Annotated in this window: 29 protein-coding genes; 25 read left to right on the top strand and 4 right to left on the bottom strand. The window is 63.0% G+C overall.

What is annotated here, in order from left to right; all coding sequences use genetic code 11:
* Nucleotides 1–35: 35 nt before the first annotated feature.
* Entirely contained in the window at nucleotides 36–935 is a 900-nt protein-coding gene (locus GTP58_RS18360) for a LysR family transcriptional regulator (RefSeq protein ID WP_161078655.1), read from the top strand.
* On the opposite strand, the gene GTP58_RS18355 is transcribed toward GTP58_RS18360, so the two are convergent.
* A complete protein-coding gene (locus GTP58_RS18355) occupies nucleotides 936–1679 on the bottom strand; it encodes a hypothetical protein (protein ID WP_161078654.1) in 744 nt (247 codons plus the stop codon).
* A 199-nt stretch (nucleotides 1680–1878) separates the two neighbouring features.
* Here GTP58_RS18355 and GTP58_RS18350 point away from each other — a divergent pair, with 199 nt between their 5' ends.
* A complete protein-coding gene (locus tag GTP58_RS18350) occupies nucleotides 1879–2532 on the top strand; it encodes a DUF3108 domain-containing protein (RefSeq protein ID WP_161078653.1) in 654 nt (217 codons plus the stop codon).
* Nucleotides 2533–2548: 16 nt separating this feature from the next.
* Here GTP58_RS18350 and GTP58_RS18345 read toward each other — a convergent pair whose 3' ends face one another.
* The 3 genes from GTP58_RS18345 to GTP58_RS18335 are packed head-to-tail and all read right to left on the bottom strand — an operon-like array spanning nucleotide 2549 to nucleotide 4999.
* Nucleotides 2549–3901: a VWA domain-containing protein gene (locus tag GTP58_RS18345; protein ID WP_161078652.1), complete on the bottom strand. Its 1353-nt coding sequence runs from the start codon at nucleotides 3899–3901 to the stop codon at nucleotides 2549–2551.
* A 1-nt stretch (nucleotide 3902) separates the two neighbouring features.
* Nucleotides 3903–4526, bottom strand: coding sequence for a TadE/TadG family type IV pilus assembly protein (locus tag GTP58_RS18340; RefSeq protein WP_161078651.1), 624 nt, complete (start codon nucleotides 4524–4526; stop codon nucleotides 3903–3905).
* Nucleotides 4526–4999, bottom strand: coding sequence for a TadE/TadG family type IV pilus assembly protein (locus tag GTP58_RS18335; protein WP_072789779.1), 474 nt, complete (start codon nucleotides 4997–4999; stop codon nucleotides 4526–4528). The genes GTP58_RS18340 and GTP58_RS18335 overlap by 1 nt, the downstream gene beginning before the upstream one ends.
* A gap of 364 nt (nucleotides 5000–5363) precedes the next feature.
* Between GTP58_RS18335 and GTP58_RS31810 the strand changes: the two genes are divergently transcribed.
* The 23 genes from GTP58_RS31810 to GTP58_RS18220 all read left to right on the top strand — a co-directional run bounded on the left by GTP58_RS31810 (nucleotide 5364) and on the right by GTP58_RS18220 (nucleotide 23688).
* Nucleotides 5364–7049 carry a histidine kinase gene (locus GTP58_RS31810; protein ID WP_161078650.1) on the top strand — a complete coding sequence of 562 codons (1686 nt, stop codon included), beginning with the start codon at nucleotides 5364–5366 and terminating at the stop codon, nucleotides 7047–7049.
* A 16-nt stretch (nucleotides 7050–7065) separates the two neighbouring features.
* Nucleotides 7066–7725, top strand: coding sequence for a response regulator transcription factor (locus tag GTP58_RS18325; protein ID WP_229215631.1), 660 nt, complete (start codon nucleotides 7066–7068; stop codon nucleotides 7723–7725).
* A gap of 238 nt (nucleotides 7726–7963) precedes the next feature.
* Complete coding sequence (locus GTP58_RS18320; protein ID WP_072789755.1) at nucleotides 7964–8131, top strand: Flp family type IVb pilin; 168 nt, start codon at nucleotides 7964–7966, stop codon at nucleotides 8129–8131.
* Nucleotides 8132–8166: 35 nt separating this feature from the next.
* Nucleotides 8167–8334 carry a Flp family type IVb pilin gene (locus GTP58_RS18315; RefSeq protein ID WP_072789752.1) on the top strand — a complete coding sequence of 56 codons (168 nt, stop codon included), beginning with the start codon at nucleotides 8167–8169 and terminating at the stop codon, nucleotides 8332–8334.
* Between the two features lie 155 nt (nucleotides 8335–8489).
* On the top strand, nucleotides 8490–9662 hold the full coding sequence (locus tag GTP58_RS18310; protein ID WP_161078649.1) for an alpha/beta hydrolase: 1173 nt from the start codon (nucleotides 8490–8492) through the stop codon (nucleotides 9660–9662).
* Nucleotides 9663–9835: 173 nt separating this feature from the next.
* Nucleotides 9836–10003, top strand: a complete 168-nt coding sequence (locus GTP58_RS18305; protein WP_072788867.1) for a Flp family type IVb pilin — start codon at nucleotides 9836–9838, stop codon at nucleotides 10001–10003.
* A 39-nt stretch (nucleotides 10004–10042) separates the two neighbouring features.
* A complete protein-coding gene (locus GTP58_RS18300; protein ID WP_072788862.1) occupies nucleotides 10043–10210 on the top strand; it encodes a Flp family type IVb pilin in 168 nt (55 codons plus the stop codon).
* A 235-nt stretch (nucleotides 10211–10445) separates the two neighbouring features.
* The gene (locus tag GTP58_RS18295; protein ID WP_072788867.1) at nucleotides 10446–10613 is read left to right on the top strand and encodes a Flp family type IVb pilin; all 168 of its coding nucleotides are present in this window, start codon (nucleotides 10446–10448) and stop codon (nucleotides 10611–10613) included.
* A gap of 39 nt (nucleotides 10614–10652) precedes the next feature.
* Complete coding sequence (locus tag GTP58_RS18290; protein WP_072788862.1) at nucleotides 10653–10820, top strand: Flp family type IVb pilin; 168 nt, start codon at nucleotides 10653–10655, stop codon at nucleotides 10818–10820.
* Between the two features lie 430 nt (nucleotides 10821–11250).
* Nucleotides 11251–11418, top strand: coding sequence for a Flp family type IVb pilin (locus tag GTP58_RS18285; protein ID WP_072788867.1), 168 nt, complete (start codon nucleotides 11251–11253; stop codon nucleotides 11416–11418).
* Nucleotides 11419–11457: 39 nt separating this feature from the next.
* Nucleotides 11458–11625, top strand: a complete 168-nt coding sequence (locus GTP58_RS18280; RefSeq protein ID WP_072788862.1) for a Flp family type IVb pilin — start codon at nucleotides 11458–11460, stop codon at nucleotides 11623–11625.
* Between the two features lie 186 nt (nucleotides 11626–11811).
* The gene (locus GTP58_RS18275; RefSeq protein WP_202413753.1) at nucleotides 11812–11961 is read left to right on the top strand and encodes a Flp family type IVb pilin; all 150 of its coding nucleotides are present in this window, start codon (nucleotides 11812–11814) and stop codon (nucleotides 11959–11961) included.
* Nucleotides 11962–12183: 222 nt separating this feature from the next.
* Nucleotides 12184–12288: a hypothetical protein gene (locus tag GTP58_RS31945; protein WP_373924756.1), complete on the top strand. Its 105-nt coding sequence runs from the start codon at nucleotides 12184–12186 to the stop codon at nucleotides 12286–12288.
* 166 nt (nucleotides 12289–12454) lie between these two features.
* Nucleotides 12455–13030: a prepilin peptidase gene (locus tag GTP58_RS18265; protein WP_161078648.1), complete on the top strand. Its 576-nt coding sequence runs from the start codon at nucleotides 12455–12457 to the stop codon at nucleotides 13028–13030.
* 8 nt (nucleotides 13031–13038) lie between these two features.
* Nucleotides 13039–14445, top strand: a complete 1407-nt coding sequence (locus GTP58_RS18260; protein WP_161078647.1) for an ATP-binding protein — start codon at nucleotides 13039–13041, stop codon at nucleotides 14443–14445.
* Nucleotides 14442–15314, top strand: coding sequence for a Flp pilus assembly protein CpaB (gene cpaB / locus GTP58_RS18255; RefSeq protein WP_161078646.1), 873 nt, complete (start codon nucleotides 14442–14444; stop codon nucleotides 15312–15314). The genes GTP58_RS18260 and cpaB overlap by 4 nt, the downstream gene beginning before the upstream one ends.
* 18 nt (nucleotides 15315–15332) lie before the next feature.
* On the top strand, nucleotides 15333–16949 hold the full coding sequence (locus tag GTP58_RS18250; RefSeq protein WP_161078645.1) for a type II and III secretion system protein family protein: 1617 nt from the start codon (nucleotides 15333–15335) through the stop codon (nucleotides 16947–16949).
* A gap of 8 nt (nucleotides 16950–16957) precedes the next feature.
* The gene (locus GTP58_RS18245; RefSeq protein ID WP_072788851.1) at nucleotides 16958–17218 is read left to right on the top strand and encodes a hypothetical protein; all 261 of its coding nucleotides are present in this window, start codon (nucleotides 16958–16960) and stop codon (nucleotides 17216–17218) included.
* A gap of 25 nt (nucleotides 17219–17243) precedes the next feature.
* On the top strand, nucleotides 17244–18413 hold the full coding sequence (locus tag GTP58_RS18240; RefSeq protein WP_161078644.1) for an AAA family ATPase: 1170 nt from the start codon (nucleotides 17244–17246) through the stop codon (nucleotides 18411–18413).
* Nucleotides 18414–18432: 19 nt separating this feature from the next.
* Nucleotides 18433–19788, top strand: coding sequence for a CpaF family protein (locus GTP58_RS18235; protein ID WP_084560343.1), 1356 nt, complete (start codon nucleotides 18433–18435; stop codon nucleotides 19786–19788).
* 2 nt (nucleotides 19789–19790) lie between these two features.
* Nucleotides 19791–20765, top strand: a complete 975-nt coding sequence (locus GTP58_RS18230; protein ID WP_161078643.1) for a type II secretion system F family protein — start codon at nucleotides 19791–19793, stop codon at nucleotides 20763–20765.
* Between the two features lie 9 nt (nucleotides 20766–20774).
* A complete protein-coding gene (locus tag GTP58_RS18225; protein WP_161078642.1) occupies nucleotides 20775–21713 on the top strand; it encodes a type II secretion system F family protein in 939 nt (312 codons plus the stop codon).
* Nucleotides 21714–21747: 34 nt separating this feature from the next.
* On the top strand, nucleotides 21748–23688 hold the full coding sequence (locus GTP58_RS18220; RefSeq protein WP_161078641.1) for a hypothetical protein: 1941 nt from the start codon (nucleotides 21748–21750) through the stop codon (nucleotides 23686–23688).
* Nucleotides 23689–23708 lie beyond the last annotated feature (20 nt).

The following is a 23708-nucleotide window of genomic DNA, read 5'->3' as shown; positions in this document are numbered from 1 at the left end:
TCGCACAGCTTGTACGAAAAACAGGACAATCACCCATGGCGGATTTACAGGATGTCGGCGCGTTTGTCGCCGTCGCAAGGAACGGCGGCTTTCGCGAGGCGGCGCGCAAGACCGGCAACAGTCCGTCGCAATTGAGCGAAGCGGTACGCCGGCTGGAAGCGGGCCTCGGTGTCCGTCTGCTGCACCGGACCACGCGCAGCGTGGCTGCCACCGATGCCGGGCAGCGCCTGCTGGAGCAGCTCACGCCCGCGCTGGATGCGGTGGCCACGGCCATGGATGTGGTCAACGGCTTCCGCGACCGCCCCGCCGGACGGCTGCGCCTGAATGTGCCGACCAGTGCCTCCAAGCTGGTGCTGCCGCGCATCCTGCCGCCGTTTCACAAGGCCTACCCCGACATCACGCTGGAAGTGATTGTGGACGACAGCTTTGTCGATCTGCTGCGCACCGGCTGCGATGCCGGCATCCGCTACGGTGAACGGATGGAGCAGGACATGGTGGCCATGCCGATCGGCCCGCGCGAGCAGCGCTTTGCCCTGGCCGCCGCGCCCGCCTATCTGCAGGAGCACGGCACGCCGAAAAAGCCGGAAGACCTGCTGCACCACATCTGCCTGCGCGGCCGTTTCAACAGCGGCACCATGCCGCCGTGGGAGTTCGAGCACAAGGGCAAGAAGGTGGTGATCGAGCCCAGCGGCCCGCTCATCGTCAACCTCGGCGCAGCGGCCGATCTGAAGGTCGATGTGGCGGTGGGCGGCGCGGGACTGGTCTACCTGTTTGAAGACTGGCTGCAGCCCTACTTCGACCGCGGCGAGCTGGTGCCGGTGCTGGAACGCTGGTGGCCAGCCTTCCAGGGACCGATGCTGTACTATCCGGGCCGCCGCTACCTGCCCGCACCGCTGCGGGCGTTTGTCGACTTCATCCAGACCATGCGCTGGTGATTACTGGTTGACCTTGCCCGGCAGGCTGAGCTTGCCGGAAGCGACCTTGAAGACATCGACCACGCACAGCAGGGGATTGTGCACGCTGGCGTTGACGCGCAGTGCCGCCGTCACGCCATCAAAGCCGGACGCATGCACCACGCCGATGTCGTCAAACGGCACTTTCACTTCCACCGTCTGGCCTTTGAACACGGGCGTGTAGCCGGGGCTGTCGATGAGCAGCGGCAGGCCGGGCCAGGTGCGCGGCAGTTTCGGCTTGCTGCCTTCGGGGATGTCGACCACCTTGAGCGCGCCCTTGCCGCAGCTGTCGTCCGGCTTCAGCACCACCCAGTGCGAGTGCCACACATCGCCGTCGTTGCCGAGGTTGCCGTCGCCGTTCTCATCGTACAGCGGGGTGTCGTCGAAATCCGGATGCGAGGTCACGGCAAAGGCCAGGATGCCGGCGCCCTTGTCGAAGCCCACCACGGACGGGTCGATGGTGGTCGGCCACACATAGGAAAACACGCTGCTGCCCGCCAGCTTGCCAGTTTTGCCCGGTTTGGACTGGCCGGCCTTGCCCGAGACGGCCATGTGGAAGATGGCCAGGTTGCCTTCGGTCGTGATCTTGGTGTGGACGATGTCAAACGGCGCCTTGACCGCCGGCGCCGAGGTGGTGGCGATGCCACCCTTGTGCTCGTCATGGGCCTGTGCCGCCAGGGCCCAAACACTCCAAACTGTTGCTGCGATGAGCGGAATAATTTTCATACCATGCCTTTATTGATTAGGAATCCTAAATATATTACACCTGAAAAACGGCGCTGCATGCGCCGTTGCCGAGAGCGAAGCATATCACTTCGGCATAATTAATCAAGACTCCTAATCATTATTTTTTGCTGCACTGCTACTAGCACTCTTTCAATGTTGGCGATATAGTCAATAAACAAATCACAACAAAGGAGACAGCATGACCATCAAACGTTCGTTTGCAGTGCTCTGTTTCATCCTGCCGTGCGCCCTGGCGCAGGCGGGCAGCCGCGAATCGGTGTCGTCCCCGGCCCCTGTAGTCGGCGATTCGTGGACCTACCAGTACACCGATGTCTGGAAGGGTGTGAAAGGCAACACCAATCGGATGGAAGTGACGGCCGTGGATGAGAATGGCATCCACGTTGACGTCAAGCGCGCTGCCAGCGGCGCCCTGATCAGCACCCAGCTGTTCAGTCCGCAAATGAACCCGGTCGACCGCGGCGCCATGCACTTTGCGCCGTCGTTTGCGCGCTACGCTTTCCCGCTGGCGCCGGGCAAGGAATGGAACAGCGATGTCACCGGCAACAACCCCAAGCAGGGCAAGAACTGGCGCTACCAGATCAAGGGCAAGGTGCTGGACTGGGAAAAGGTCAAAGTGCCGGCCGGCGAATTTGATGCGCTGAAAATCGTGGTGGAAGCTACCTACAGCGCCCAGGACACGTTCACCAAGAACGGCAGCGGCCAGCTGACGGAAACCGTGTGGTTCGTGCCGGAGCTGAACAACTTCGTCAAGCTCGATTACCGCGACACCGACTGGCAAGGCCGCATCTACAACCGCGACAGCTGGGAGCTGACCGCCTACGTGCGCAAGTAAGGCCGCCCTCCCCGGATTATTTGGAGATGCGCAGGATGGCGGACGCCAGCTTGGAGAAGCATGGCGTCAGGTCGGCCTGGGTGGCGGCAAAGCAGTACACGCCGACCGGCTTGGCGGCGTTGAAGCAGCGCGCCGGCGCATCGACGGTGTTGGCCATGCATTTGAGGGTGTCCTCGCCTTTTTCGCCATCGTAGCCGGTGGCGATTTTGAGGCTGGAGCCCAGCCCCAGCGTGAACACATAAATCCCTTCGTCGCGCGATTTCGACGCCATCGCTTCCACCAGGTTGCGCGCGGCGCGGTTGACGTTGGCGTAGGTCAGCGCATTGGTCACCACCCGCGGCGAGGTGGTGACGATGGGGAACTCGCGCAGCGTGGGATCGTTGGGCGACGTCGCCGGGTTGCGCGCGTTGTACCAGTCCGGCAACGAGGTCACCTTGCTGGGCAAGTCGGACGGTGTGCAGTTGCCGCCGATGTCGTCATATTGCTGGTCCAGCTTGAACAGGCCGGCCGGGGCCCCCGAGCCGTCGTCGTCGGTGTAGACCACGCCGGGCTGGGTGCAGGTGCTGGCCGTCTTCCAGTTCAGGTAAGCGCCGATGGAGTTGGGCGCCCCATCCGAGAAGAATACGATCACGCGCAGGTTCGAGCGGTTGAGGTTGGCCGTCGGCACGCTGTTGATCTGCTGGCGCGCGGTGTACATGCCCTCCGCCGACGCGGTGGCGCCGCTGAACGAGAAGGCCTTGATGTGGTTGGTCATGGTGGTGCGGTCGAAGCCGCGCGCAATCGGCCGGATGGCATCATCGACGATGGAGCCAAACGCAAAGTGCACCAGGCCCACGCGGTCGCGGTCGCTGTTGAACTGGCCCAGGAAGGTGACTGCCGAGCTGCGCACATTGGCCGCCGAGCCGGCCAGCGAGCCGGAGGTGTCCATGACCAGGATCATGTCCAGGTCCTTGCGCTTGGTTTCCGTGAGCACGCCGGGCGACATGGGCCCGGTATTGAAGCCGCCAAACAGCGCGGTCGGCATGGTGGCCGAGGCGCTGACGGTAATCGTCACTTCGCTGCCGCTGAAGGAGACGCCGACATCGTTCAGCGTGGCGCTGGACATCAGGTAGTTGGCCGGGAAGTTGGCGTAGAAGAAGCGCTGTGCGGCGGCCTTGGCGTTGGCGGTCTGCTCGCTCTGGTTGGCGCCGTTGCTGATGGCGCGCGCGGCGGCCAGGCCGGCGGCGTCGGTGGCGGCGTTGAGCTTGGCCTTGACGATGTAGCTCATGCCGGCGCTGAACGCCAGGCCGACCACGGCCAGCAAGGTGGTCAGCGAGATAATGACCATCACGGTGATGCCGCCGCGCTGGCGTTGCAGGGTAGTAGCCATGTCAGAACACCGTCATCGAGTAGAACTCCGGCCCCAGCGTGGGCGTGCTGAAGCTGCCGAAGGTAAAGGTCTGGAACAGCATGTTGAACTTGTAGTAGACCTCGACCACATAAATCACTTCGCCATCGAGCAGCTGGCCGCTCATCATGGACACCACGGGCGCGTTGCTGCCGCTCGGCACCACGCAGGTGCCGGCCGTGCCGCTGGCCCAGTTGGAGCATGACCAGATCTTGCTGGCCGGCGCATAGCTGCTGACGCGGTAGCCGCGGTTGTTGACGCTGTCGTCCCAGCGGTACTGCTCCAGCACGATGCTTTTGGTGGTGCCGCCCGAGGTCGATCCCATGATGCGGGTAATGTAGATCATGCCCAGCTTGTTCATGTCCAGCGGCGGCGCCGAGGCCGCGACCTGGCCGATGATGGTCTGGGCATTGTCCGACAGCTGCAGCTTGCCGCGCGAGGCCAGGTTGGCGCCTTCGCGGCTCAGGTTAACCAGGATCATATTGGCCTGCAGCCCGCGCGCCATGTCCAGCAGCGCAATCAGCAGCACCAGCAGGATCGGCAGCAGCAGCGCGAACTCCACGGCGGCGATGCCCTGGCGGCGCTGGCGGGGCGGCAGGCGTTGCATCAGAAGGCCTCGTTCTGCATGGTGGCGGCCACGGTGAACTTGTATTCGCCATTCGGGAAAAAGGCCGCGACGATCGGCGTCGCCAGCTTCCAGGTGCAGTCCAGGCGCAGCACCACAATGTCGCCGGCGTTGCCGAACATGGTGGCGGAATACGCGCTGCTGCTGGCGTAGCTGGTGCCGTTGACCGAGATCACCGGATTGACGCTGTCGTACATGCCCATCGAGTTGCTCTTGATGGCCTGGATCACGGCCAGGTAGCGCTGCTGGTTGCTGGTGGCCGGGTCCTTGTCGGTGCGGCCGGTGATGGCGTAGCGCGCACCTTCGCGCACCGCGTACTGCATCGCCAGCGTGGTGTAGAACAGGATGCTGTACTCGATCACGCCGATCAGCAGCAGGAAGGCGACCGGCGCAACAATGGCCATCTCGACGACAGCCGAGCCACGTTGGCGGCGCAGGAAGGCAGGCACATTCATGATGTTGCGTCCGTGAGACGGTCGGGTTGCGAAAATGGGTAACACAGTGGGAAACACAGGCGGGAGCGCAGATGGCGCGGCACTGTCGTCGGGCTGTCCGGCGCGCAATGGGCCGGCGGCAGCGCCACAGGAATGAGGTGACGGTAAGTGATTCTAACGCGATTCATTTTCTTTCGCCTAGTTATTTAATGTTCTTTAAAGGCATCAAAAACATGGCGCCCGCCAAGGACGGGCGTGAATCCTAGGTGCAGCGTACCATGCTCCGGCTAGACATTGCAGCGACGACTGCGTAGACTCGATTGTGTTCGCAACAACTATCGAATCGCTACTTCGTTTAGTTTGCTTGTATGCAGGAGACACCGCAGTGATAGCAGACAGCAGCAGGGCCAACGCTACACGCACGGGCGGCGACGCCGTCGGCGCGTCCATGGTGTTTGTCATGCGGCTGGTGCTGGCGCTGACGGCGATCCTGACGCTGTTTGTCGCGCCGGGCGAGCTGGGCAACCGCTACGGCGAGCGTACCTTGCTGAGCTCCTTGATCTTCGGCGCCTACCTGCTGCACAGCCTGACGCTGCTGCTGGCCGCGCGGCGCCACCGCAATCCGTTCTGGCATGGCAAGGCGGTGTACTGGATCGACCTCGGCTGGTATGCGCTCATGGTGTACTGCACCGGCGGCGGCAACAGCTTCTTCTTTCCGTTCTTCTTTTTTGTGATCCTGACCGCCTCGTTCCAGTGGGGCTTTGACGAAGGCGCGCGCATCACGCTGGGCGCCACGCTGGCGCTGGCGTTTGCCACCTGGCTGTCCGACAGCAATATCAACGAAGGCCACCTGCTGCTGCGCACTGCGTTTGTGCTGGCGCTCGGCTACATGATCGCCTACTGGGGCGGCACGGGCGTGGCCCAGCGGCGCCGGCTGCGCCTGCTGCGCGATGTGAGCCGGCTGTCGAATCCGCGCTTCGGCGTCGACCAGACCATTGCCACCATGCTGATCCAGACGCGCGACTTCTACCATGCCAGCAATTGCGTGCTGCTCATGCGCGACGGGCCGGATGAGCTGTGGCAGCTGCATTCGTCCGGTGCGCCGGACGGCCGCACATCGCTGTCGCGCCTGCCGGAAGGCGCGGCCGCGCCGTTGCTGGTGTTTGCGCCGCAGGCGCTGGTGCAGTATGCGGCCGCGCTGCATCCGCGCTTGCCTGGCTCGCTGGAGTCGCGCCAGCGCGCACCGGACGCCACGCGCTGGCAGCCGTTGCCGCCGGAGCAGGTGGAACAGCTCATCGACTTGCTCGATGCCAGTTCCTTCGTCAGCGCGCCGCTGCCCTTGCGCAAGGGGGAAGGACGGATTTACGTGGTGTCGGACCAGCACCGCTTCAGCCGCGCCGATGCGGTATTTTTGCAACAGTTGGCCGCGCAGGTGTTTCCCGTCATCGAGAACATCGTGCTGCTTGACCGGCTGGCCTCGGACGCCGCCTTCCGCGAGCGGCAGAAGATCGCGCGCGACCTGCACGACACCACCATCCAGCCGTATATCGGACTGCGGCATGGCATCAGCGCGGTGCGGCAATCTTTGCAGGCGGACCACCCGGTGTCCGCGGAACTTGATAAACTGCTCGACATGACCACCCAGGTCATCGGTGATATGCGGCAGTTTGCGCGCAATGTGCGGCAAGGCGCGGCCACCACCGATGCGGAACTGCTGGTGGCCTTGCGCCGGCAGGCGCAGCAGGTGCAAGAGTTCTACGATATCCAGATTACGATACAGGCCGAAGATGGCCTGACCATCAGCGACCGGCTGGCGGCGGAAGTGTTCCAGATCGTGAATGAAGGCATGCACAATATACGTAAACATACCCGTGCCCGCACGGGGCTGATCAGCCTGAGCAACGCTGACGGCCAGCTGCGGATACGCATCGAAAACGAAAGCCCTGAAGGTCCATCGGCCCCATTCCTGCCTGGATCGCTGGCCGAGCGCACTGCCGCGCTGGGCGGGACCATCGCGATTGACTGTTCGGCCTCTGGCTACACCGCCGTCAGCATCGCCATCCCGGTATAACTGACCGAGGCACACTATGACGACTCCTATCCGCATCATGCTGGTAGACGACCACAAGACCATGCTGTGGGGCCTGGAAAAGCTCATCGAGGGCGGCGGCGACGATCTGCAACTGGTCGGCACTGCCCACAACAACGACACCGCGCTGCAGCAGGGCGGCGCCTTGAAGCCCGATGTGATCGTGCTCGACCTGGACCTGGAAGGCCGCAGTTCGATCGAGATCTTGCCGCAGTTGCTGCAAGCGAGCGGCGCCAAGGTCATGATCCTCAGCGGCAACCGCGACCAGGGCTTGCTGACGCAGGCGGTCAAGCTGGGCGCGCGCGGCGTGGTCAGCAAGGAAGCGCCGGCCGATGTGGTACTGAATAGCATCCGCGCCGTGTCGCGTGGCGAGACTTGCCTCGATCCGGTGCTCATGAACGCGCTGCTGGGCCAGCTGTCGGCGCCGCCCAAGGCTGATCCGGAAGCGGTGCGCATCGCCTCGCTGACGCCCAAGGAACGCAAGATCGTCGCCGTGGTGGTGGAAGGCAATGGCGCGCCCAACAAGGAGCTGGCCTCCAAGCTGTTCATTGCCGAACCCACGCTGCGCAACAACCTGACCACGATTTACCAGAAGCTCGGCGTGGCCAACCGGCTGGAGCTGTATGTGTATGCCACCAAGCACGGCATGACGGCTTAACCGTCGCCAGGCTCCCGTCCAATCCGGACAGTGTCCGGATTTTTTTTACCTGCAGAGTGTGAGAATTGGTGACAAATGTCATCGCAGATCAGGACGTTTGTCCGCTGTGCCGTGACAGTGCGGTGCGTAGAATGTCTTACATCGGCAGCACAAACGTAGCACTGAAACCCGGACCCCGTTTTAGATAAAGCCGCTGCCACCCAGTCTTCTCACACTAATTACTTAAACGAGGTCCATCATGAACGCAGTCAAAAATTTCATCCACGACGACGCTGGCATCACCGCGATTGAGTATGCCCTGATGGCCGCCGCCATCGCCGCCGCGATCACCGCCGGCCTGGCCATCCTGGGGCCGAAGATCACCGCTTCGCTGACCTATATTTCCGGCCTGATCAAATCGTCGTAATTCAAACACACCGACCACACAGAGGGAGACGCATCATGAACGCAATCAAACACTTCATCCGCGACGAAGACGGCATCACTGCGATCGAGTACGCCCTGATGGCCGCCGCCATCGCCGCCGCAGTGACCGCCGGTGTAGCGGTGCTGGGTCCCAAGCTGACCGCCTCGCTGACCTACATTTCGGGCCTGATCAAGTCGTCGTAATCACCGCCCTGCCCCCTGCTTGAATCCGGACCTGGTCCGGATTTTTTTTTGGTGCTGCTTCTCCCTGAAAATATTGGTGAGTTTTCCATCTTATTATTCATACTATGATGGGCTCGCCAGTAAAAACAAATCCATAATAAATCGGGAGAATAATCATGGGGTACCTGGTGCGACTCATCTTGGCAGTCAGTACGACCGTGCTTGCCGGCTGCAGCACACTTGGCACACGCGAAATCTCCAGCGCCGAATTAGCCTCCCTCACACCACCGGCAACCGTATCCGCCGAAGAGACCAAGGAAGACCGTCAATATCCGGTGTTGTATGGCACCACCAGGGCGCCCTTGGGCGACGGTACTTATTCGGATCAGCGCGATGTACAGGTTCACTATGGCAAAGTGATGGTCAAGATTCCCAAAGGTCATGTAACGGGCTCGCTTGGAAAGAAAGCCATCTGGCCGTGGCGCAGCGATACCCGTCTGTCCGTGCAAGAGATCAACCCCTTACGCAGTCAGGACGACTTCGTAGGGCTGATGCAAAGCAGCCTGAGCAACATCCGCCAGACCCAATCTGACTATGTTGTGGTTTTTATCCATGGCTTTAATAACTCTTTCAATGATGCGGCGATTCGCGCGGCGCAAATCGGTGCGGACCTGGATGTCCCGGAAAACAATATGATGTTTTTTTCGTGGGCCGCGCGGAGTTCAATTGATCAGTACACCGTCGATGAGGCCACTGTCGACGCCAGCGAAATCTATCTTCGGACTTTTCTGCAAAGCGTGATACAAGGTGCAGGTACGCGCCAAGTCCATGTGATCGCTCACAGCATGGGAAACCGCGCCTTGCTGCGCACCATCGTGGCCAGCCTGGAAAATGCCTCGGCAGCACAGCACATGCAATTCGGTCAGATTATTCTGGCCGCCGCGGACGTTGACCGTGACCTGTTCGCGCAACTCGGTCCCAACTATCTCAAAGTGGCGCAGCGGACCACAGTGTATTTGTCGCCCTATGACTATGCGGTACACGCCTCAGGGCTGGTGCACGCCTATCCGCGCGTGGGTTGCGGCGATGTGCCACAGGTCATGATTAAAGGGATCGACAACGTCGTGTCGTTTATTCCAGACGATATCCCGGCCCATGCCTATTTTGCGGAAGCCTTGCCGCTACTGGTTGACATTAAAAACCTGATACGCAGGAATACACCGGAAAGGCCGGCGCCCCTCTGGAACTACAACAATGGTTTCTGGACCATTGGCGAAGCCGTTCCAGGGGCACTGGCTAACCGGATGAGGTGCAAGACACAGACTACGCTGCACGTAAATGCAGGGTGACAAATGTCACTGCAAATCGTGACGTTTGTCCGATGTCTCTTGGCGTTGGGGTGCGTAGAATGTCTTTCATCGGCAGCACACAAGTAGCACCGAGTCGTACACGCAGTACCTAAAACCTGAACCCCGTTTTAGTTGAAGCCACCCTCTCTCTCAACTAATTTACGGAGTTCATCATGAATGCAGTCAAACAGTTCATCAACGACGAAGCTGGCATCACCGCTATCGAGTACGCCCTGATGGCAGCCGCCATCGCCGCCGCGATCACCGCTGGCCTGGCGATCCTGGGACCAAAGATCACCGCCTCGCTGACCTACATCTCCGGTCTGATCAAATCGTCGTAATCCCCGTACAACATTGACTATCTCTCAAGGAGACGCATCATGAACGCAATCAAACATTTCATCCGCGACGAAGACGGCATCACCGCGATCGAATACGCCCTGATGGCCGCTGCCATCGCCGCCGCGATTACCGCTGGCCTGGCGATCCTGGGACCAAAGCTGACCGCTTCGCTGACCTATATTTCGGGCCTCATCAAGTCCTCCTGATTCACAGTCTCCTCGTAGTAACCTCCTTAGTATTTGTCCGGGCCTCGGCCCGGATTTTTTTGCATGTCAGGCGTGACAAATGTCATCGAACAAAATGACGTTTGTCGGATGTTTGCTGACGACGGCACGCGTAAAATGTCTTTCATCGGCAGCACAGAAACAACGCAGTACCTAAAACCTGAACCCCGTTTTAGTTGAAGTCACCCACTCTCTCAACTAATTTACGGAGTTCATCATGAATGCAGTCAAACAGTTCATCAACGACGAAGCTGGCATCACCGCTATCGAGTACGCCCTGATGGCAGCCGCCATCGCCGCCGCGATCACCGCCGGCCTGGCGATTCTGGGACCAAAGATCACCGCCTCGCTGACCTACATCTCCGGTCTGATCAAATCGTCGTAATCCCCGCACAACATTGACTATCTCTCAAGGAGACGCATCATGAACGCAATCAAACATTTCATCCGCGACGAAGACGGCATCACCGCGATCGAATACGCCCTGATGGCCGCTGCCATCGCCGCCGCGATCACCGCTGGCCTGGCCATCCTGGGACCAAAGCTGACCGCTTCGCTGACCTACATTTCGGGCCTCATCAAGTCGTCCTGATTCACAGCCTCCTCGTAGTAACCTCCTTAGTATTTGTCCGGGCTTCGGCCCGGATTTTTTTTGTCGGTATGGTGGCGGTGTCGCCGCCCAGCTCCTTGTGGATTTCGTTCTGCTTTCTCTTCTGTTTTGTTCTGCTTTCTCCTATTTTGTCCTGCAATGCGCTGTGCCGCTCAAAAGCAGAAGAAAGCAGAGAAAAGCAGAACAAAGCAGGGATAAAAGCAGAGCAAAATCCACAGGGAGCCGTAGCTGACTCCCCCATGCATATAGGTGACAAATGTCATCGAACAAAGTGACGTTTGTCGGATGTTTGCTGGCGACGGCACGCGTAGAATGTCTTTCATCGGCAGCACAGAAACAACGCAGTATCTAAAACCTGAACCCCGTTTTAGTTGAAGCCACCCTCTCTCTCAACTAATTTACGGAGTTCATCATGAATGCAGTCAAACAGTTCATCAACGACGAAGCTGGCATCACCGCCATTGAATACGCCCTGATGGCAGCCGCCATCGCCGCCGCGATCACCGCTGGCCTGGCGATCCTGGGACCAAAGATCACCGCCTCGCTGACCTACATCTCCGGTCTGATCAAATCGTCGTAATCCCCGTACAACATTGACTATCTCTCAAGGAGACGCATCATGAACGCAATCAAACATTTCATCCGCGACGAAGACGGCATCACTGCAATCGAATACGCCCTGATGGCCGCTGCCATCGCCGCTGCGATTACCGCTGGCCTGGCGATCCTGGGACCAAAGCTGACCGCTTCGCTGACCTACATTTCGGGCCTCATCAAGTCCTCCTGATTCACAGTCTCCTCGTTGTAAGCTCCTAGTATTTGTCCGGGCCTCGGCCCGGACTTTTTTTTGCCTGCAACGTAGACAAAAAATAATGACAAATGTCACGCCACGCCATGACGTTTGTCCGATGCGAAAACGCTCCGCCCCCGCCACAATGAGACTTTGAATCACTCGCCCAGCCAGGAGTCTGTAATGCGCCGCACGTCCCTCATTCACCGCAGTCTCGCCCGCTTCGTCCGCAACGACGACGGCGCCACGCTGCTGGAATACGCGCTGATCGCAGCCCTGGCGTCGGTCATCATCCTCATTGCGGTACTGGCCGTGCTGGGTTCCAAGACCTGAATCACCGTGACAAATGTCACGGCACAACGTGACGTTTGTCCGCTGCGCACCAGCAGCAAGCTGCATAGAATGACTTACATCAGCAGTACCTAAAACCTGAACCCCGTTTTAGTTGAAGCAGAAAACACTCTCATTCAACCAACTTTAACGAGGCTCATCATTAACGCAATCAAACACTTCATCCGCGACGAAGACGGCATCACCGCCATCGAATACGCCCTGATGGCAGCTGCCATCGCCGCCGCCATCACCGCCGGTCTGGCCATCCTGGGTCCCAAGCTGACCGCCTCGCTGACCTATATTTCTGGCCTGATCAAATCGTCCTGAGCAATTAGCCCCTTGGGCCAGCCGGTCCTGCCTGTCGTCAAACGACATCGGCAGCGGCGGCAATCCTCCTGAGATGCAAGTTGCAAAAAATTTCCGGAACGGTGTACGCCGTTCCGGAAATTTTCTATACACTCAATTGTCTGCTCCCTTTTCATAAGGCGAACTCATGACCTTTTTGCCGCTGATTCTCCTGTGTGTACTGCTGGCACTCGCTGTGTGGAACGATTTACGGACACGCCGCATTCCCAATGCCCTGGTCTTCGGCGGCGCCGTGCTGGGCCTGATCCTGAACACGGCGTTGCCACCTGGCGACGGTCTGTTCATACAAGTCTTTGGCGGCATCGGTTTTCTCAAGGCGCTGGCCGGCCTGGCCGTGGGCCTGCTGCTGCTGCTGCCCATGTACGCGATGCGCGCGCTGGGCGCGGGCGACGTCAAGCTGCTGGCCATGATCGGCGCGTTTGTCGGCCCCGGCGCGGTGACCGGCATCTGGCTGTTGACGCTGCTCGCGGGCGGCGTGCTGGCGCTGGTGGTGGCTGGCTTTAACGGCCGCCTCAAGCCCATGGTGTACAACACCTGGCACCTGCTCAAATACAGCATGCTACGCTCGCTCGCGGGCGAAGTGCCCAAGATGGACGCGCCGGCCACGCCCAGCGGCCGCCTGCCCTACGCTGTGGCGATTGCCGCCGGCGCCGCGCCCTACCTGATCTTCGGCGCCAGCACCGGACGCAGCCTGTTCTTCTAAGGGGAACCATGCACACCCAGCAGGCTACAGACTCTCCCACGCTGCCGCCTCCCGCCGAGGCGCGCGCCCCCCGGACCACGGACGAAACGGGCTTGCCCTTTCTGTTCCTGGTCGAGCTGCTGTGCAAGGTGCTGTTCCAGCGCGGCCAGGTCCGATTGCCGGAACTGGCTGGCCATTTAAAACTCAGTGTCAGCGTCATCACGCCGCTAGTGACGCATTTACGCAACGAAAAACTGTGCGAGGTCACGCGCAGCGGCAGCAGCGGCACCGATGCCGACCTCACCTACCACCTGACCGACGCCGGCATGCAGCGCGCCATCGCCTGCCTCAACCGCAACTCCTACGCTGGTCCCGCGCCTGTCACGCTGGCCGCCTATGTGGCGCAGATGGAATCGCAAAGCGTGCGCCATCTGCACGTCACGCGCGCAGCGGTGCAAGCGTCTTTCCACGATGTCGTCGCCAGCCCGCAAGTGCTGGACCAGCTTGGCGCTGCCATGAACTCGGGCCGCGCCATGTTCATCTACGGCCTGGCCGGCAGCGGCAAGACCTATCTGGCAGAACGCCTGTGCGGCCTGCTGCATGGCGCCATCGCCGTCCCCTACGCCATCATGATTGATGGCGAAGTCGTGCCCTTCTACGATCCGGTGCAGCACCGTCCGCTCAGCGGCGCGACGCCCGCCGAGGACAGCGGCGACCTGCTGCGTACGCTCGATGCGCGCTGGGTGCGCGGCCTGCAGCGGCCCACCGCGCTGACCGGCGGCGAGCTCACGCTGGAAATGCTGGACCTGCGCTTTGACGCCAACACGCGGCTGTATCAGGCGCCTCCTCATCTGAAAGCCAACAACGGCATCTTCATCATCGACGACCTGGGCCGCCAGCGCTGTTCGCCGCTGGAACTCATGAACCGCTGGATCGTGCCGATGGACCGTGGCGTCGATTATCTTTCCTTGCACACCGGACTGGTTTTTCAAGTGCCTTTCGATGTGGTCGTGGTATTCTCGTCTAACTTTCTGCCGGAACGTTTATCGGATGGTGCCTTCCTCCGCCGGCTGGGATACAAGATCGAAGTACCGCCGCAATCGCCCGAGGAATATGAGCTGCTGTTCCGCCAGGCCTGCGCGCAGTACGGCATTGCATTTGACACCGCCGCCTTCGACTATCTGCTGAGCGGTCTGCATGCCAAGGATGAGACGCCGTTGCTGGCCTGCTATCCGCGCGACCTGATACGCCAGGTGCGCGACCTGGCCCGCTACGAAAGCACGCCGCCCACGTTAAGCCAGCGCTCGCTGGACTGGGCCTGGCACAACTACTTTGCCGGCGCCGGCGCCCGACGCGTCGCCGCCGAACAGCAGAAGAAAGAACGCGAACGACGCGAACAACAATCCAATCCGCTTAATCAAGGAAGGTCGGGATGAGAAATACTCGGGCTTTGGTCATGATCGGTGTGGCGCTGTTTCTGGCGCTGGCAGCCGTGGTGGTGGCAGCGCAATGGATCTCCGGGCAGTCGGCCAGCAACAGCAACCGGGTCGCGGTCGCCATGCTGGACATCAGCATGGGCGCGCGCCTCACGCCGGAACTGGTGCACATGGTGGACTGGCCCGCCAGCTCGGTACCGCCCGGCGCGATGACCGATGCCAAGGCGCTCGAAGGGCGCATCACGCGCTCCAACATCCAGCGCGGCGAGCCCATCACCGAAGGCAAGCTGGCGCCGGCCGGCACCGCAGGCGGCCTGTCGTCCGTGGTGGCGGAAGGCAAGCGCGCCATGACCGTGCGCGTCAACGATGTGGTGGGCGTGGCCGGCTTTGCACTGCCCGGCAACTATGTCGATATCCTCGTCAACACCTCGAGCGACAACCGCGGCGACAACCTGACGCGCGAACAGGCGATCTCCAAGATCGTGCTGGAGCGCATCCTGGTGCTGGCGATTGCGCAGGAATCCAACCGCGACGATACCAAGCCGAAAGTCGTCAACGCCGTCACGCTGGAACTCACGCCGGAGCAGGTGGAGAAGCTGGACCTGGCGCGCAGCGTGGGCACGCTGTCGCTGGTGCTGCGCAACCAGATCGATCCGAATTCCGCCAACACCGGCGGCGCCACCAAGAGCAGCCTGCTGGAAGGCGTGCCGGTCAGCACCGCACCGGTACGCGAGGTGCCCGCGCCTCCTGTGGCGCCGCCACCGGTGGCCGCCGCGCCAGCTGCTGCGCGTGCGCTGCCCAAGGTGCAGCGCGACGGCGACAAGGTGGAAGTCATCAAGGGTCTGGAACGCAGTTCACAACAATTTTAAGCCACCGGAGAACGCGACTTGAGCAACGTATCTTCTGCGCCTTTCCCCACGACGCCGCTGCGGGCCCAGGCCCTTGTGGCCCAAGTCGCCCTCGCCGCCCTGCTGGGCGCCGCAGCGCCGGCCGCGCTGGCCGCAGCCCCACCCGCCGCCACGGCCGCCCCCGGCATGGAACTGGCCAAGGAGATCACGCTCTCGGCCGGCAAGTCCACGTTGATGCGCCTGCCCTCGCCCGCCGCGCGCGTGGCCGTCGGCGACGCCAAGATTGCCGACGTCATCCTGCTCAATCCCAGCGAAATCTACATGCTGGGCAAGACCACCGGCTCCACCAACCTCATCGTCTGGAACCGCGCCAACCAGGCCAGCGTCATCGACATCACCGTCGGCCTCGACACTGCCGCGCTGCGCCAGCAGTTCACCGAGCTGTTCCCGAATGAGCGCGACATCCGCATCACCGTCTCCGGCAATTCGCTGATCCTGTCCGGCACCGTGGCTGATGCGGTGCGTGCGTCACAGATCGTCACCGTGGCCAGCGCCTATTTGCAGCGCAACGCACGCAGCGGCAACCAAGGCAATGCCGCCACGCCCGACGCGGCCGCGCAGGCAGCCCAGGCGGCAGCAGGCGGCGGCGCGCCTACCGCCGCTTCCGGCGCAGCGGCCGGCGCCGCCTTCCAGGCCGCCATGGACCCGATGTCCGGCCTGTCACAGGGCGGCGGCAGCAGCGGCCGCGTGGTCAATATGCTGGCCATCGCCGCGCCGCAGCAGGTGATGCTGGAAGTGAAAATTGCCGAGGTGTCCAAAACCCTGGTCGACCAGCTCGGCGCCAGCGTCGGCCTCAACGGCACGCGCGGCAGCTGGACCTACACCATGCTGTCCAATCTGCTCAGCGGCAATCCCAGCAAGATCGACGCCTTCAACAACAAGAGCGGCAAGTTCGTCACGCTGGACGCGCAAAAGAACGACGGCCTGGTCAAGGTGCTGGCCGAACCCACCGTGATGGCGATTAGCGGCCAGGAGGCCAGCTTCCTCGCGGGCGGCAAGATCTTCATTCCCGTGTCGCAGAACAACACGGCTGGCACGCCGCAAGTCACGCTGGAAGAAAAAGAATACGGCATCGCCGTCAAGTTCACCCCCACCGTGCTCGACAACGGCCGCATCAATCTGCGCGTGACGCCCGAAGTGTCCGAGCTCAACCGCGAAGGCATCGGTATCAGCGCCACCGGCAGCACCGCCACCGCCGTGCTGCCTTCGTTCACCACGCGCCGCGCCAGCACCACCGTGCAGCTGTTTGACGGCCAGAGCTTTGCCATCGGCGGCCTGATCAAGAACAACGTCACCAGCAGCATCAAGGCCTTCCCCGGCCTCGGTGAAATTCCGATCCTGGGCGCGCTGTTCCGCAGCAGCGACTTCCAGAACGACCGCACCGAACTCGTGTTCATCGTCACGCCGCACCTGGCACAGCCGCTGCCGCCCGACCACAAGCTGCCCACTGACGACTACGTGCAGCCCAACCGCTTTGACTTCTTCCTCAACGGTAAGCTGGAAGGCCGCGCACCCGCTGCACCGGCAAGCACGCCGGCGCCCGCACCGGCAGCGCCAGCCGCCCCGGCCACCACGCCATCCGGCGGCGACCACTAGGAGGCGCCATGCGATATCCCCTACTCCTGCTCGCCATGCTGCTGACCGCCTGCGGCACCTCGCCCCGCCTGGACCGCCAGTTCGGCGACAGCCTGCGGCTGATGCGCGCGCAGCAGACGATCAACCCGCAGGCGGGCCAGGACCGCCGCCCCGTCAACGGCCTCGATGCGCCGGCGGCAGCGGCGGCCTACCAGAATTACCAGCAGTCTTTCATCAACCGGGAAGACCAGGGCAACGGCTTTACCATCGGCGTCGGCAGCAAGCGCTGAAGCAGCAACGCAAGGAGCGCCTCACTTGAAGATCACCGTCATATCCCGCGATGAACGCCACCTGGCCGAGCTCATGCGCCTGCTGCGCGCGCGCTCGGCGTCCGATGAAATCGACCAGCTGGCCGGCGCGGTCGGCCGCACCGCCGCGCTGAACGACGAGCAGCTGCCCGACGTGCTCATCGTCGACCGCCCGCAAACCGGCGAAGACGACATGGAACAGCTGGAACGCTTCTCGGCCCAGCATCCCAACATCGCCTGCGTGGTGCTGACGCCGGACCAGGACCCGCAATTCTTGCTGCAAGCCATGCGCGCCGGCGTGCGCGAAGTGCTGCCCTCGCCCGTCACCAGTTCGGCGCTGTATCCGGCCATGGAACGCATCGCCGAAAAACTCGAGCGGCGCGGCCAGACGCAGGGCAAGGTGCTGGCCTTCATTTCGTGCAAGGGCGGCAGCGGCGCCACCTTCCTTGCCACCAACCTCGGCTACGCGCTGGCCGCCAGCGGCAAGCAGAAGGTCGCGCTGATCGACATGAACCTGCAATTCGGCGACGCCTCGCTGTTCGTCTCCGACCACAAGCCGCTGGCCACGCTCAGCGATGTGGCGCAGCAGATCCACCGGCTCGACCCGTCGTTCCTGACGTCGTCCATGCTCAGCATCACGTCCAACTACGGCGTGCTGGCGGCGCCATCCGACCCGGCGCACGCCAACGACGTCAAGCCCGACCACATCGACGCCATCCTCAAGCTGGCCCGCCGCCAGTATGACTTCGTGCTGCTCGACGTCGGCCGCAGCCTGGACGCGGTCAGCATCCGCGCGCTCGACCATGCCGACATGATCTTCCCCATCCTGCAAACCACGCTGCCCTACATCCGCGACAGCAAGCGCCTGCTCAATGTGTTCCGCTCGCTGGAATACGGCAAGGAGAAGATCCAGCTCATCGTCAACCGCCACGACAAGAACAGCGAGATCCGCCTGAAAGATTTGGAGAGCGCGTTTGACGCCGAGATTTCCTTCACCATGCCCAACAACTACGACGCCGCCGCCGCTTCGGTCAACCAGGGCGTGCCGGTGCTGCAGCTGTCGCCCAACGCGCCGCTGAGCCAGTCGCTGGCCGAACTCGCGCGCAAGCTCAGCGGCGAAGCGGCGCCGTCCCAGCAAGGCGGCGGCTGGCTGGGCAAGCTGGGCCTGCGTAAATGAGTAAGCAAAGGAACGCATCATGAGCACCACACCTGTCTCCTTGCGCGAACGGCTGGAAAATACCGACATCCGCGGTTCCGGCCAGCGTGTGCAGGGCGGCATCGACAACCGCGCCTACCAGAAGCTCAAGCAGCGCCTGCATGCGGCGCTGCTCGACCGCGTAGACCTGGAAAGCCTGCAACGCCTGACCCAGGACCAGATCCGCTCCGAGCTGCGCAACCTGGTCGAAAAACTGCTGGAAGAAGACGCGGTGGTCATCAACGATGCCGAGCGCAAAAACCTCACGCGCGACATCCAGAACGAGATGCTGGGCTTCGGCCCGCTCGAGCCGCTGCTGGAAGACCCCACCGTGTCCGACATCCTGGTCAATACCTACCGCCAGATCTATGTCGAGCGGCGCGGCAAGCTGGAACTCACCGACGTCACCTTCAGCGACGACGCCCACCTGATGAAGATTATCGACAAGATCGTCTCGCGCGTGGGCCGCCGCATCGACGAATCCAGCCCCATGGTGGACGCGCGCCTGCCGGACGGCTCGCGCGTCAACGCCATCATCCCGCCGCTGGCGATCGATGGTCCGATCATGTCGATCCGCCGCTTTTCTGCCGACCCGCTGCGCCTGGCCGACCTGGTGGCCTACGGCAGCATGACGGCCGACATGGCCGAAGTGCTGCAAGGCCTGGGCAAGGCCAAGGTCAACATCGTGATCTCGGGTGGCACCGGTTCCGGCAAGACCACCATGCTCAATGTGATCTCCGGCTTCATCAGCCAGAACGAACGCATCGTCACGATCGAAGACGCGGCCGAGCTGCAGCTGCAGCAGCCGCACGTGGTGCGCCTGGAAACCCGGCCGCCCAACATCGAGGGCAAGGGCGAAGTCACGCAGCGCGCACTGGTGCGCAATGCGCTGCGCATGCGGCCCGACCGCATCATCCTGGGCGAGGTGCGCGGCGCCGAAGCGCTGGACATGCTGGGCGCCATGAATACCGGCCACGAAGGCTCGATGGCCACCATCCACGCCAACACCCCGCGCGACGGCCTCACGCGGCTGGAGAACATGGTGTCGATGGCCGCCTCCAACCTGCCCACCAAGGCCATGCGCCAGCAGATCAGCTCTGCGGTCGGCGTGGTGATCCAGGTCTCGCGCCTCACCGACGGCAAGCGCAAGGTCATGTCGATCCAGGAGGTGACGGGCATGGAGGGCGAGATCATCACCATGCAGGAAATCTTCGCCTTCAAGCAGACCGGCCTGGCCGACGACGGCAAGGTGCTGGGCCACCACACGGCCACCGGCATCCGCCCGCGCTTCATCGAACGGCTGCGCAACTTCGGCGTCAACATCGCCTCCACCGCGTTCGATCCGTCGGGGTACTGACCATGGACCTGCGGCTGCTGCTGTTCATCATCCTAATCTTTGCCGCCGTGGCGCTGCTGGTGTGGGGCGCCTACGTCGGCTGGAACAGCACGCGCGGCCCGGAAGCGGAACGCATCGCGCGCCGCCTGCGCAATGCGATTGGCGACAGCGGCAGCGAACTGGCGGTGTCCATCACCAAGGAGCGCACGCTGTCGCACGATCCCGGCGTCCAGCAGCTGCTGACGCGCATTCCCGGCATCCAGAAGCTGGACCGGCTGCTGCTGCAAACCGGCCGCAGCATGAGCACCGCCCAGCTCAGCGCGCTCATGGCCGGCTGCTTCCTGGTGGGTTTTATCCTGGCCATCTCGCTGCGGCTGCCGTGGTTCGGCATGCTGGCGCTGGGCGGCGTGGTGGCCGCGCTGCCGGTGCTGGAAGCCATGCGCGCCAAGCGCAAGCGCATCCTGCGGATTGAATCGCTGCTGCCCGACGCGCTTGACATGATGGGCCGCGCAATGCGCGCCGGCCACGCCTTCCCCACCGCGCTGAAGATGGTGGGCGAGGAAATCCCCGATCCGCTGGGCGCCGAATTCCGCATCGTATTCGATGAAGTGAACTTCGGCGTCTCGATGCCGGACGCGCTCATGAACCTGGCGCTGCGCGTGCCCAGCACCGACCTGCGCTACTTCGTCATCGCCGTGCTGATCCAGCGCGAGACAGGCGGCAACCTGACCGACCTGCTGGCCTCGATCAGCGCCATCATCCGCGACCGCCTCAAGCTGCTGGGCCAGGTGAAGGTGATGTCGGCCGAGGGCCGCATGTCGGCCTGGGTGCTGGGCCTGATGCCGTTTGCGGTGGGCGGCCTGGTGTCGGTGGTCAATCCCGGTTCGCTCGAACTGCTGTTCACCGATCCGGGCGGGCGCAAGATGCTGGGCGTGGCCGCCGCGCTGATGGTGATAGGCATGCTGGCGATCCGCAAGATCACCACCATCCGGATCTGAGAGGCGGCCATGACCATCGTCCAGCTCATGTTCCTGATCGTGGTGTTCATTGCCGTGTTTGGCGGCGTGGTGCTGGCGGTGCGCCTGTTCACTGCCAATCCCGTCAAGGACCGGCTGGAAGCGCTGCGCGAACAAAGCCAGGTCACGCGCAAGAGCGCCGTGTGGATCGACTCCATCGTCAACCTGGCGGCGCCGCTGGCGCGCCTGTCGCTGCCGACCGAGGGCTGGGAAAACTCGCCGGTGCGCATGCGCTTCATCAACGCCGGCTGGCGCACGCCGTCCACGCCGGCGCTGTTCTTTGCCGGTAAAACCGGACTGGCCGTGCTGCTGCCGCTGATCGTGTTCCTTTACCTGAGCAGCAAGGCCGTGGCCACCGATGGCAACGTCAAGATGCTGTGGATGGTGGTCGCGGGCGGCCTCGGCTACTACCTGCCCAACGTCGTACTCAACCACGTGGTCAAGACCCGCCAGCGCGACATCTTTGAAAGCTTCCCCGACGCGCTCGACCTCATGACCGTGTGCGTGGAAGCGGGGCTGGCGATGGATGCGGCGCTGGCGCGCGTGGCCAACGAGATCGGCCTCAAAAGCGTGGTGCTGGCCGAGGAAATGCAGCTGGTGACGCTGGAGCTGCGCGCCGGCAGCGCCAAGGACAAGGCGCTGCGCAACCTGGCGCTGCGCACCGGCGTCGAAGACGTCGATGCGCTGGTCACCATGCTGATCCAGGCCGACCGCTTCGGCACCAGCATCGCCGACTCGCTGCGCGTGCAGTCCGAACAGCTGCGCACCAAGCGCCGCCAGCGCGCCGAGGAACACGCGGCCAAGATTTCGCTCAAGCTGCTGTTCCCGCTGATCTTCTTCATCTTCCCGAGCCTGCTGGTGGTGCTGCTGGGACCGGCGATGCTCAACCTGTACCGCAACCTGCTGCCCGCCATGGCCGGCGCCAATTGACCGATAGACCCGATAGACCACATCAGGAGTAACCATGACTTTGCGCTGGATCGACTGCCTCCCACGTTACCTGCTGGCCCTGATGTACACGCTGCTGCTGGCCGCCTGCGGCGGCGGTGGCGGCAGCAACGGCGGCTGCAGCGTCATCGATCCCAACCGCGACCCCAAGCTGCCGGGCTGCGGCACCAGCAATCCCACCACGCCGACCGGCAAGCCGACGCTGACCATGACCGCGCTGGACGCCAGCGGCGCCACGCTCACCACGCTGGCGCCGGGCGGCAGCGCCACGCTGACGGCCGTGCTCCAGGACGCCAACGCGGCCGCCGTGCCCAATACCACCGTTACTTTCACCAGCACCGACAAGAACGCCGTGTTCTCCTCGGCCGGCGGCGCCACCGTCACCGACGGCAGCGGCAAGGCCACCATCAAGCTCAGCCCCGGCGCCGCCAGCGCGGCCGGCGGCTATGTGGTGACCGCCAGCGCCAGCGTGGCGTCGACGCCGCTCACGGTCAGCGCCAACTACAGCGTCAGCGCGGCGCCGGCCGCCAGCGCCAGCCAGCTGGTGTTCGTCTCGGCGCTGCCGCAGAACATCGCGCTCAAGGGCACGGGCGGCGCCGGGCGCCAGGAAACCGCCACCGTCACCTTCAAGGTCATGGACACCAGCGGCAATGTGGTCAGCGGCCAGCAGGTCAACTTCGCGCTCAACACCACGGTCGGCGGCCTGACGCTGACCCCGGCCAGCGCGGTCAGCAGCCCGGCCGGCCTGGTCACCACCAGCATCGCTTCCGGCACCATCAACACGCCGGTGCGCGTGACGGCGACGCTGAGCGGCAGCACCATCAGCACCGTGTCCGACCAGCTGGTGGTCTCCACTGGCGTGGCCGAGCAGAACAGCTTCTCGCTGAGCGCCGCCATCCTCAATGTGGAAGGCGGCCAGTTCAACGGCTGCACCGCCCCCACCGGTACCAACATCACCGCGCGCCTGGCCGACCACTTCCACAATCCGGTGCCCGACGGCACCGCAGTCAGCTTCACGGCCGAAGGCGGCAGCATTGACGCCTCCTGCCTGACCGGCCTCACGCAAACCACGCTGACCGACGGCACCGTCATCACGCAGAAAGGCACGCCGGGCGAATGCACGGTGCGCTTCTGCGCCGGCAATCCACGCCCGGCCGACGGCCGCGTCACCGTGCTGGCCTATGCGCTCGGCGAAGAGAGCTTTGTGGATGCCAACGGCAACAACCGCTACGACGCCGGCGAGGCCTACACCGACCTCGGCGAACCGTTCCGCAACGACCGCGCCGTCACCGACGCCAATGCCAACGGCATCGACGACGCTTTCGTAACCGGCAACACCACGCGCGCCAGCGGCGAGCAGTACATCGACACCAATGGCAACGGCAGCTGGGACCTGAGCGGCGACGGCCGCTACAACGGCGTGCTGCAAACGGCACCGGCCAGCGGCGCGGCCAACAGCGTGCATGTGCGGCAGTCGCTGGTGATGGTGCTGTCCAACAGCACGTCCGCCATCACGCTGCTCAATGGCGGCGGCAGCGGCAGCAACACGCTGGCGCTCGACCATTGCACCGACGGTACCGCCTTCACCAACAATACGCATTCCTTCTACTTCGCTATCCGCGACAACAACCCGACCGTGTTTGCCACCAACCGCAGAGCGCAGCATGCTGGCGATGCGCTGTGGCAGGCCGATCGTCCCGGCAATCCGCTGCCGGCCGGGACACGCATTGCGTTCACCGCCTCCAATGGCCTGCTGCAAAGCCCGTCCAACGTGGTGGTGGCCAACGGCAACGGCGCCGATTCCAGCAACTGGGTCTACACCGTGGCCATGATCAGCGATGCCTCGCAAACCACCGCACTCACCTGCGGCAACATCAACACCAGCGGTGTATTGAATATCACCATCACCACGCCTAACGGCACCGTCACCCAAGCGAGCTTCCCCGTGACGGATTAATGATCAACAGGGGGTATCAC

Origin of the sequence: Duganella sp. CY15W, assembly GCF_009857555.1 — a bacterium.
In the GTDB taxonomy this organism is placed as follows: Bacteria; Pseudomonadota; Gammaproteobacteria; order Burkholderiales; family Burkholderiaceae_D; genus Rugamonas; species Rugamonas sacchari.
The sequence above is the reverse complement of the archived record's forward strand: the minus strand, read 5'-3'. Positions and strand labels throughout refer to the sequence as shown.

Coding starts and splice junctions, on each gene's coding strand:
- GTP58_RS18355 (WP_161078654.1), bottom strand. CDS start 1,679: ATGAAAATTATTCCGCTCATCGCAGCAACAGTTTGGAGTGTTTGGGCC.
- GTP58_RS18360 (WP_161078655.1), top strand. CDS start 36: ATGGCGGATTTACAGGATGTCGGCGCGTTTGTCGCCGTCGCAAGGAAC.
- cpaB (WP_161078646.1), top strand. CDS start 14,442: ATGAGAAATACTCGGGCTTTGGTCATGATCGGTGTGGCGCTGTTTCTG.
- GTP58_RS18285 (WP_072788867.1), top strand. CDS start 11,251: ATGAATGCAGTCAAACAGTTCATCAACGACGAAGCTGGCATCACCGCC.
- GTP58_RS18325 (WP_229215631.1), top strand. CDS start 7,066: ATGACGACTCCTATCCGCATCATGCTGGTAGACGACCACAAGACCATG.
- GTP58_RS18235 (WP_084560343.1), top strand. CDS start 18,433: ATGAGCACCACACCTGTCTCCTTGCGCGAACGGCTGGAAAATACCGAC.
- GTP58_RS18245 (WP_072788851.1), top strand. CDS start 16,958: ATGCGATATCCCCTACTCCTGCTCGCCATGCTGCTGACCGCCTGCGGC.
- GTP58_RS18230 (WP_161078643.1), top strand. CDS start 19,791: ATGGACCTGCGGCTGCTGCTGTTCATCATCCTAATCTTTGCCGCCGTG.
- GTP58_RS18310 (WP_161078649.1), top strand. CDS start 8,490: ATGGGGTACCTGGTGCGACTCATCTTGGCAGTCAGTACGACCGTGCTT.
- GTP58_RS18350 (WP_161078653.1), top strand. CDS start 1,879: ATGACCATCAAACGTTCGTTTGCAGTGCTCTGTTTCATCCTGCCGTGC.
- GTP58_RS18225 (WP_161078642.1), top strand. CDS start 20,775: ATGACCATCGTCCAGCTCATGTTCCTGATCGTGGTGTTCATTGCCGTG.
- GTP58_RS18315 (WP_072789752.1), top strand. CDS start 8,167: ATGAACGCAATCAAACACTTCATCCGCGACGAAGACGGCATCACTGCG.
- GTP58_RS31945 (WP_373924756.1), top strand. CDS start 12,184: ATGGCAGCTGCCATCGCCGCCGCCATCACCGCCGGTCTGGCCATCCTG.
- GTP58_RS18335 (WP_072789779.1), bottom strand. CDS start 4,999: ATGAATGTGCCTGCCTTCCTGCGCCGCCAACGTGGCTCGGCTGTCGTC.
- GTP58_RS18265 (WP_161078648.1), top strand. CDS start 12,455: ATGACCTTTTTGCCGCTGATTCTCCTGTGTGTACTGCTGGCACTCGCT.
- GTP58_RS18345 (WP_161078652.1), bottom strand. CDS start 3,901: ATGGCTACTACCCTGCAACGCCAGCGCGGCGGCATCACCGTGATGGTC.
- GTP58_RS18275 (WP_202413753.1), top strand. CDS start 11,812: ATGCGCCGCACGTCCCTCATTCACCGCAGTCTCGCCCGCTTCGTCCGC.
- GTP58_RS18300 (WP_072788862.1), top strand. CDS start 10,043: ATGAACGCAATCAAACATTTCATCCGCGACGAAGACGGCATCACCGCG.
- GTP58_RS18295 (WP_072788867.1), top strand. CDS start 10,446: ATGAATGCAGTCAAACAGTTCATCAACGACGAAGCTGGCATCACCGCT.
- GTP58_RS18320 (WP_072789755.1), top strand. CDS start 7,964: ATGAACGCAGTCAAAAATTTCATCCACGACGACGCTGGCATCACCGCG.
- GTP58_RS18280 (WP_072788862.1), top strand. CDS start 11,458: ATGAACGCAATCAAACATTTCATCCGCGACGAAGACGGCATCACTGCA.
- GTP58_RS18220 (WP_161078641.1), top strand. CDS start 21,748: ATGACTTTGCGCTGGATCGACTGCCTCCCACGTTACCTGCTGGCCCTG.
- GTP58_RS18290 (WP_072788862.1), top strand. CDS start 10,653: ATGAACGCAATCAAACATTTCATCCGCGACGAAGACGGCATCACCGCG.
- GTP58_RS18340 (WP_161078651.1), bottom strand. CDS start 4,526: ATGCAACGCCTGCCGCCCCGCCAGCGCCGCCAGGGCATCGCCGCCGTG.
- GTP58_RS18260 (WP_161078647.1), top strand. CDS start 13,039: ATGCACACCCAGCAGGCTACAGACTCTCCCACGCTGCCGCCTCCCGCC.
- GTP58_RS18305 (WP_072788867.1), top strand. CDS start 9,836: ATGAATGCAGTCAAACAGTTCATCAACGACGAAGCTGGCATCACCGCT.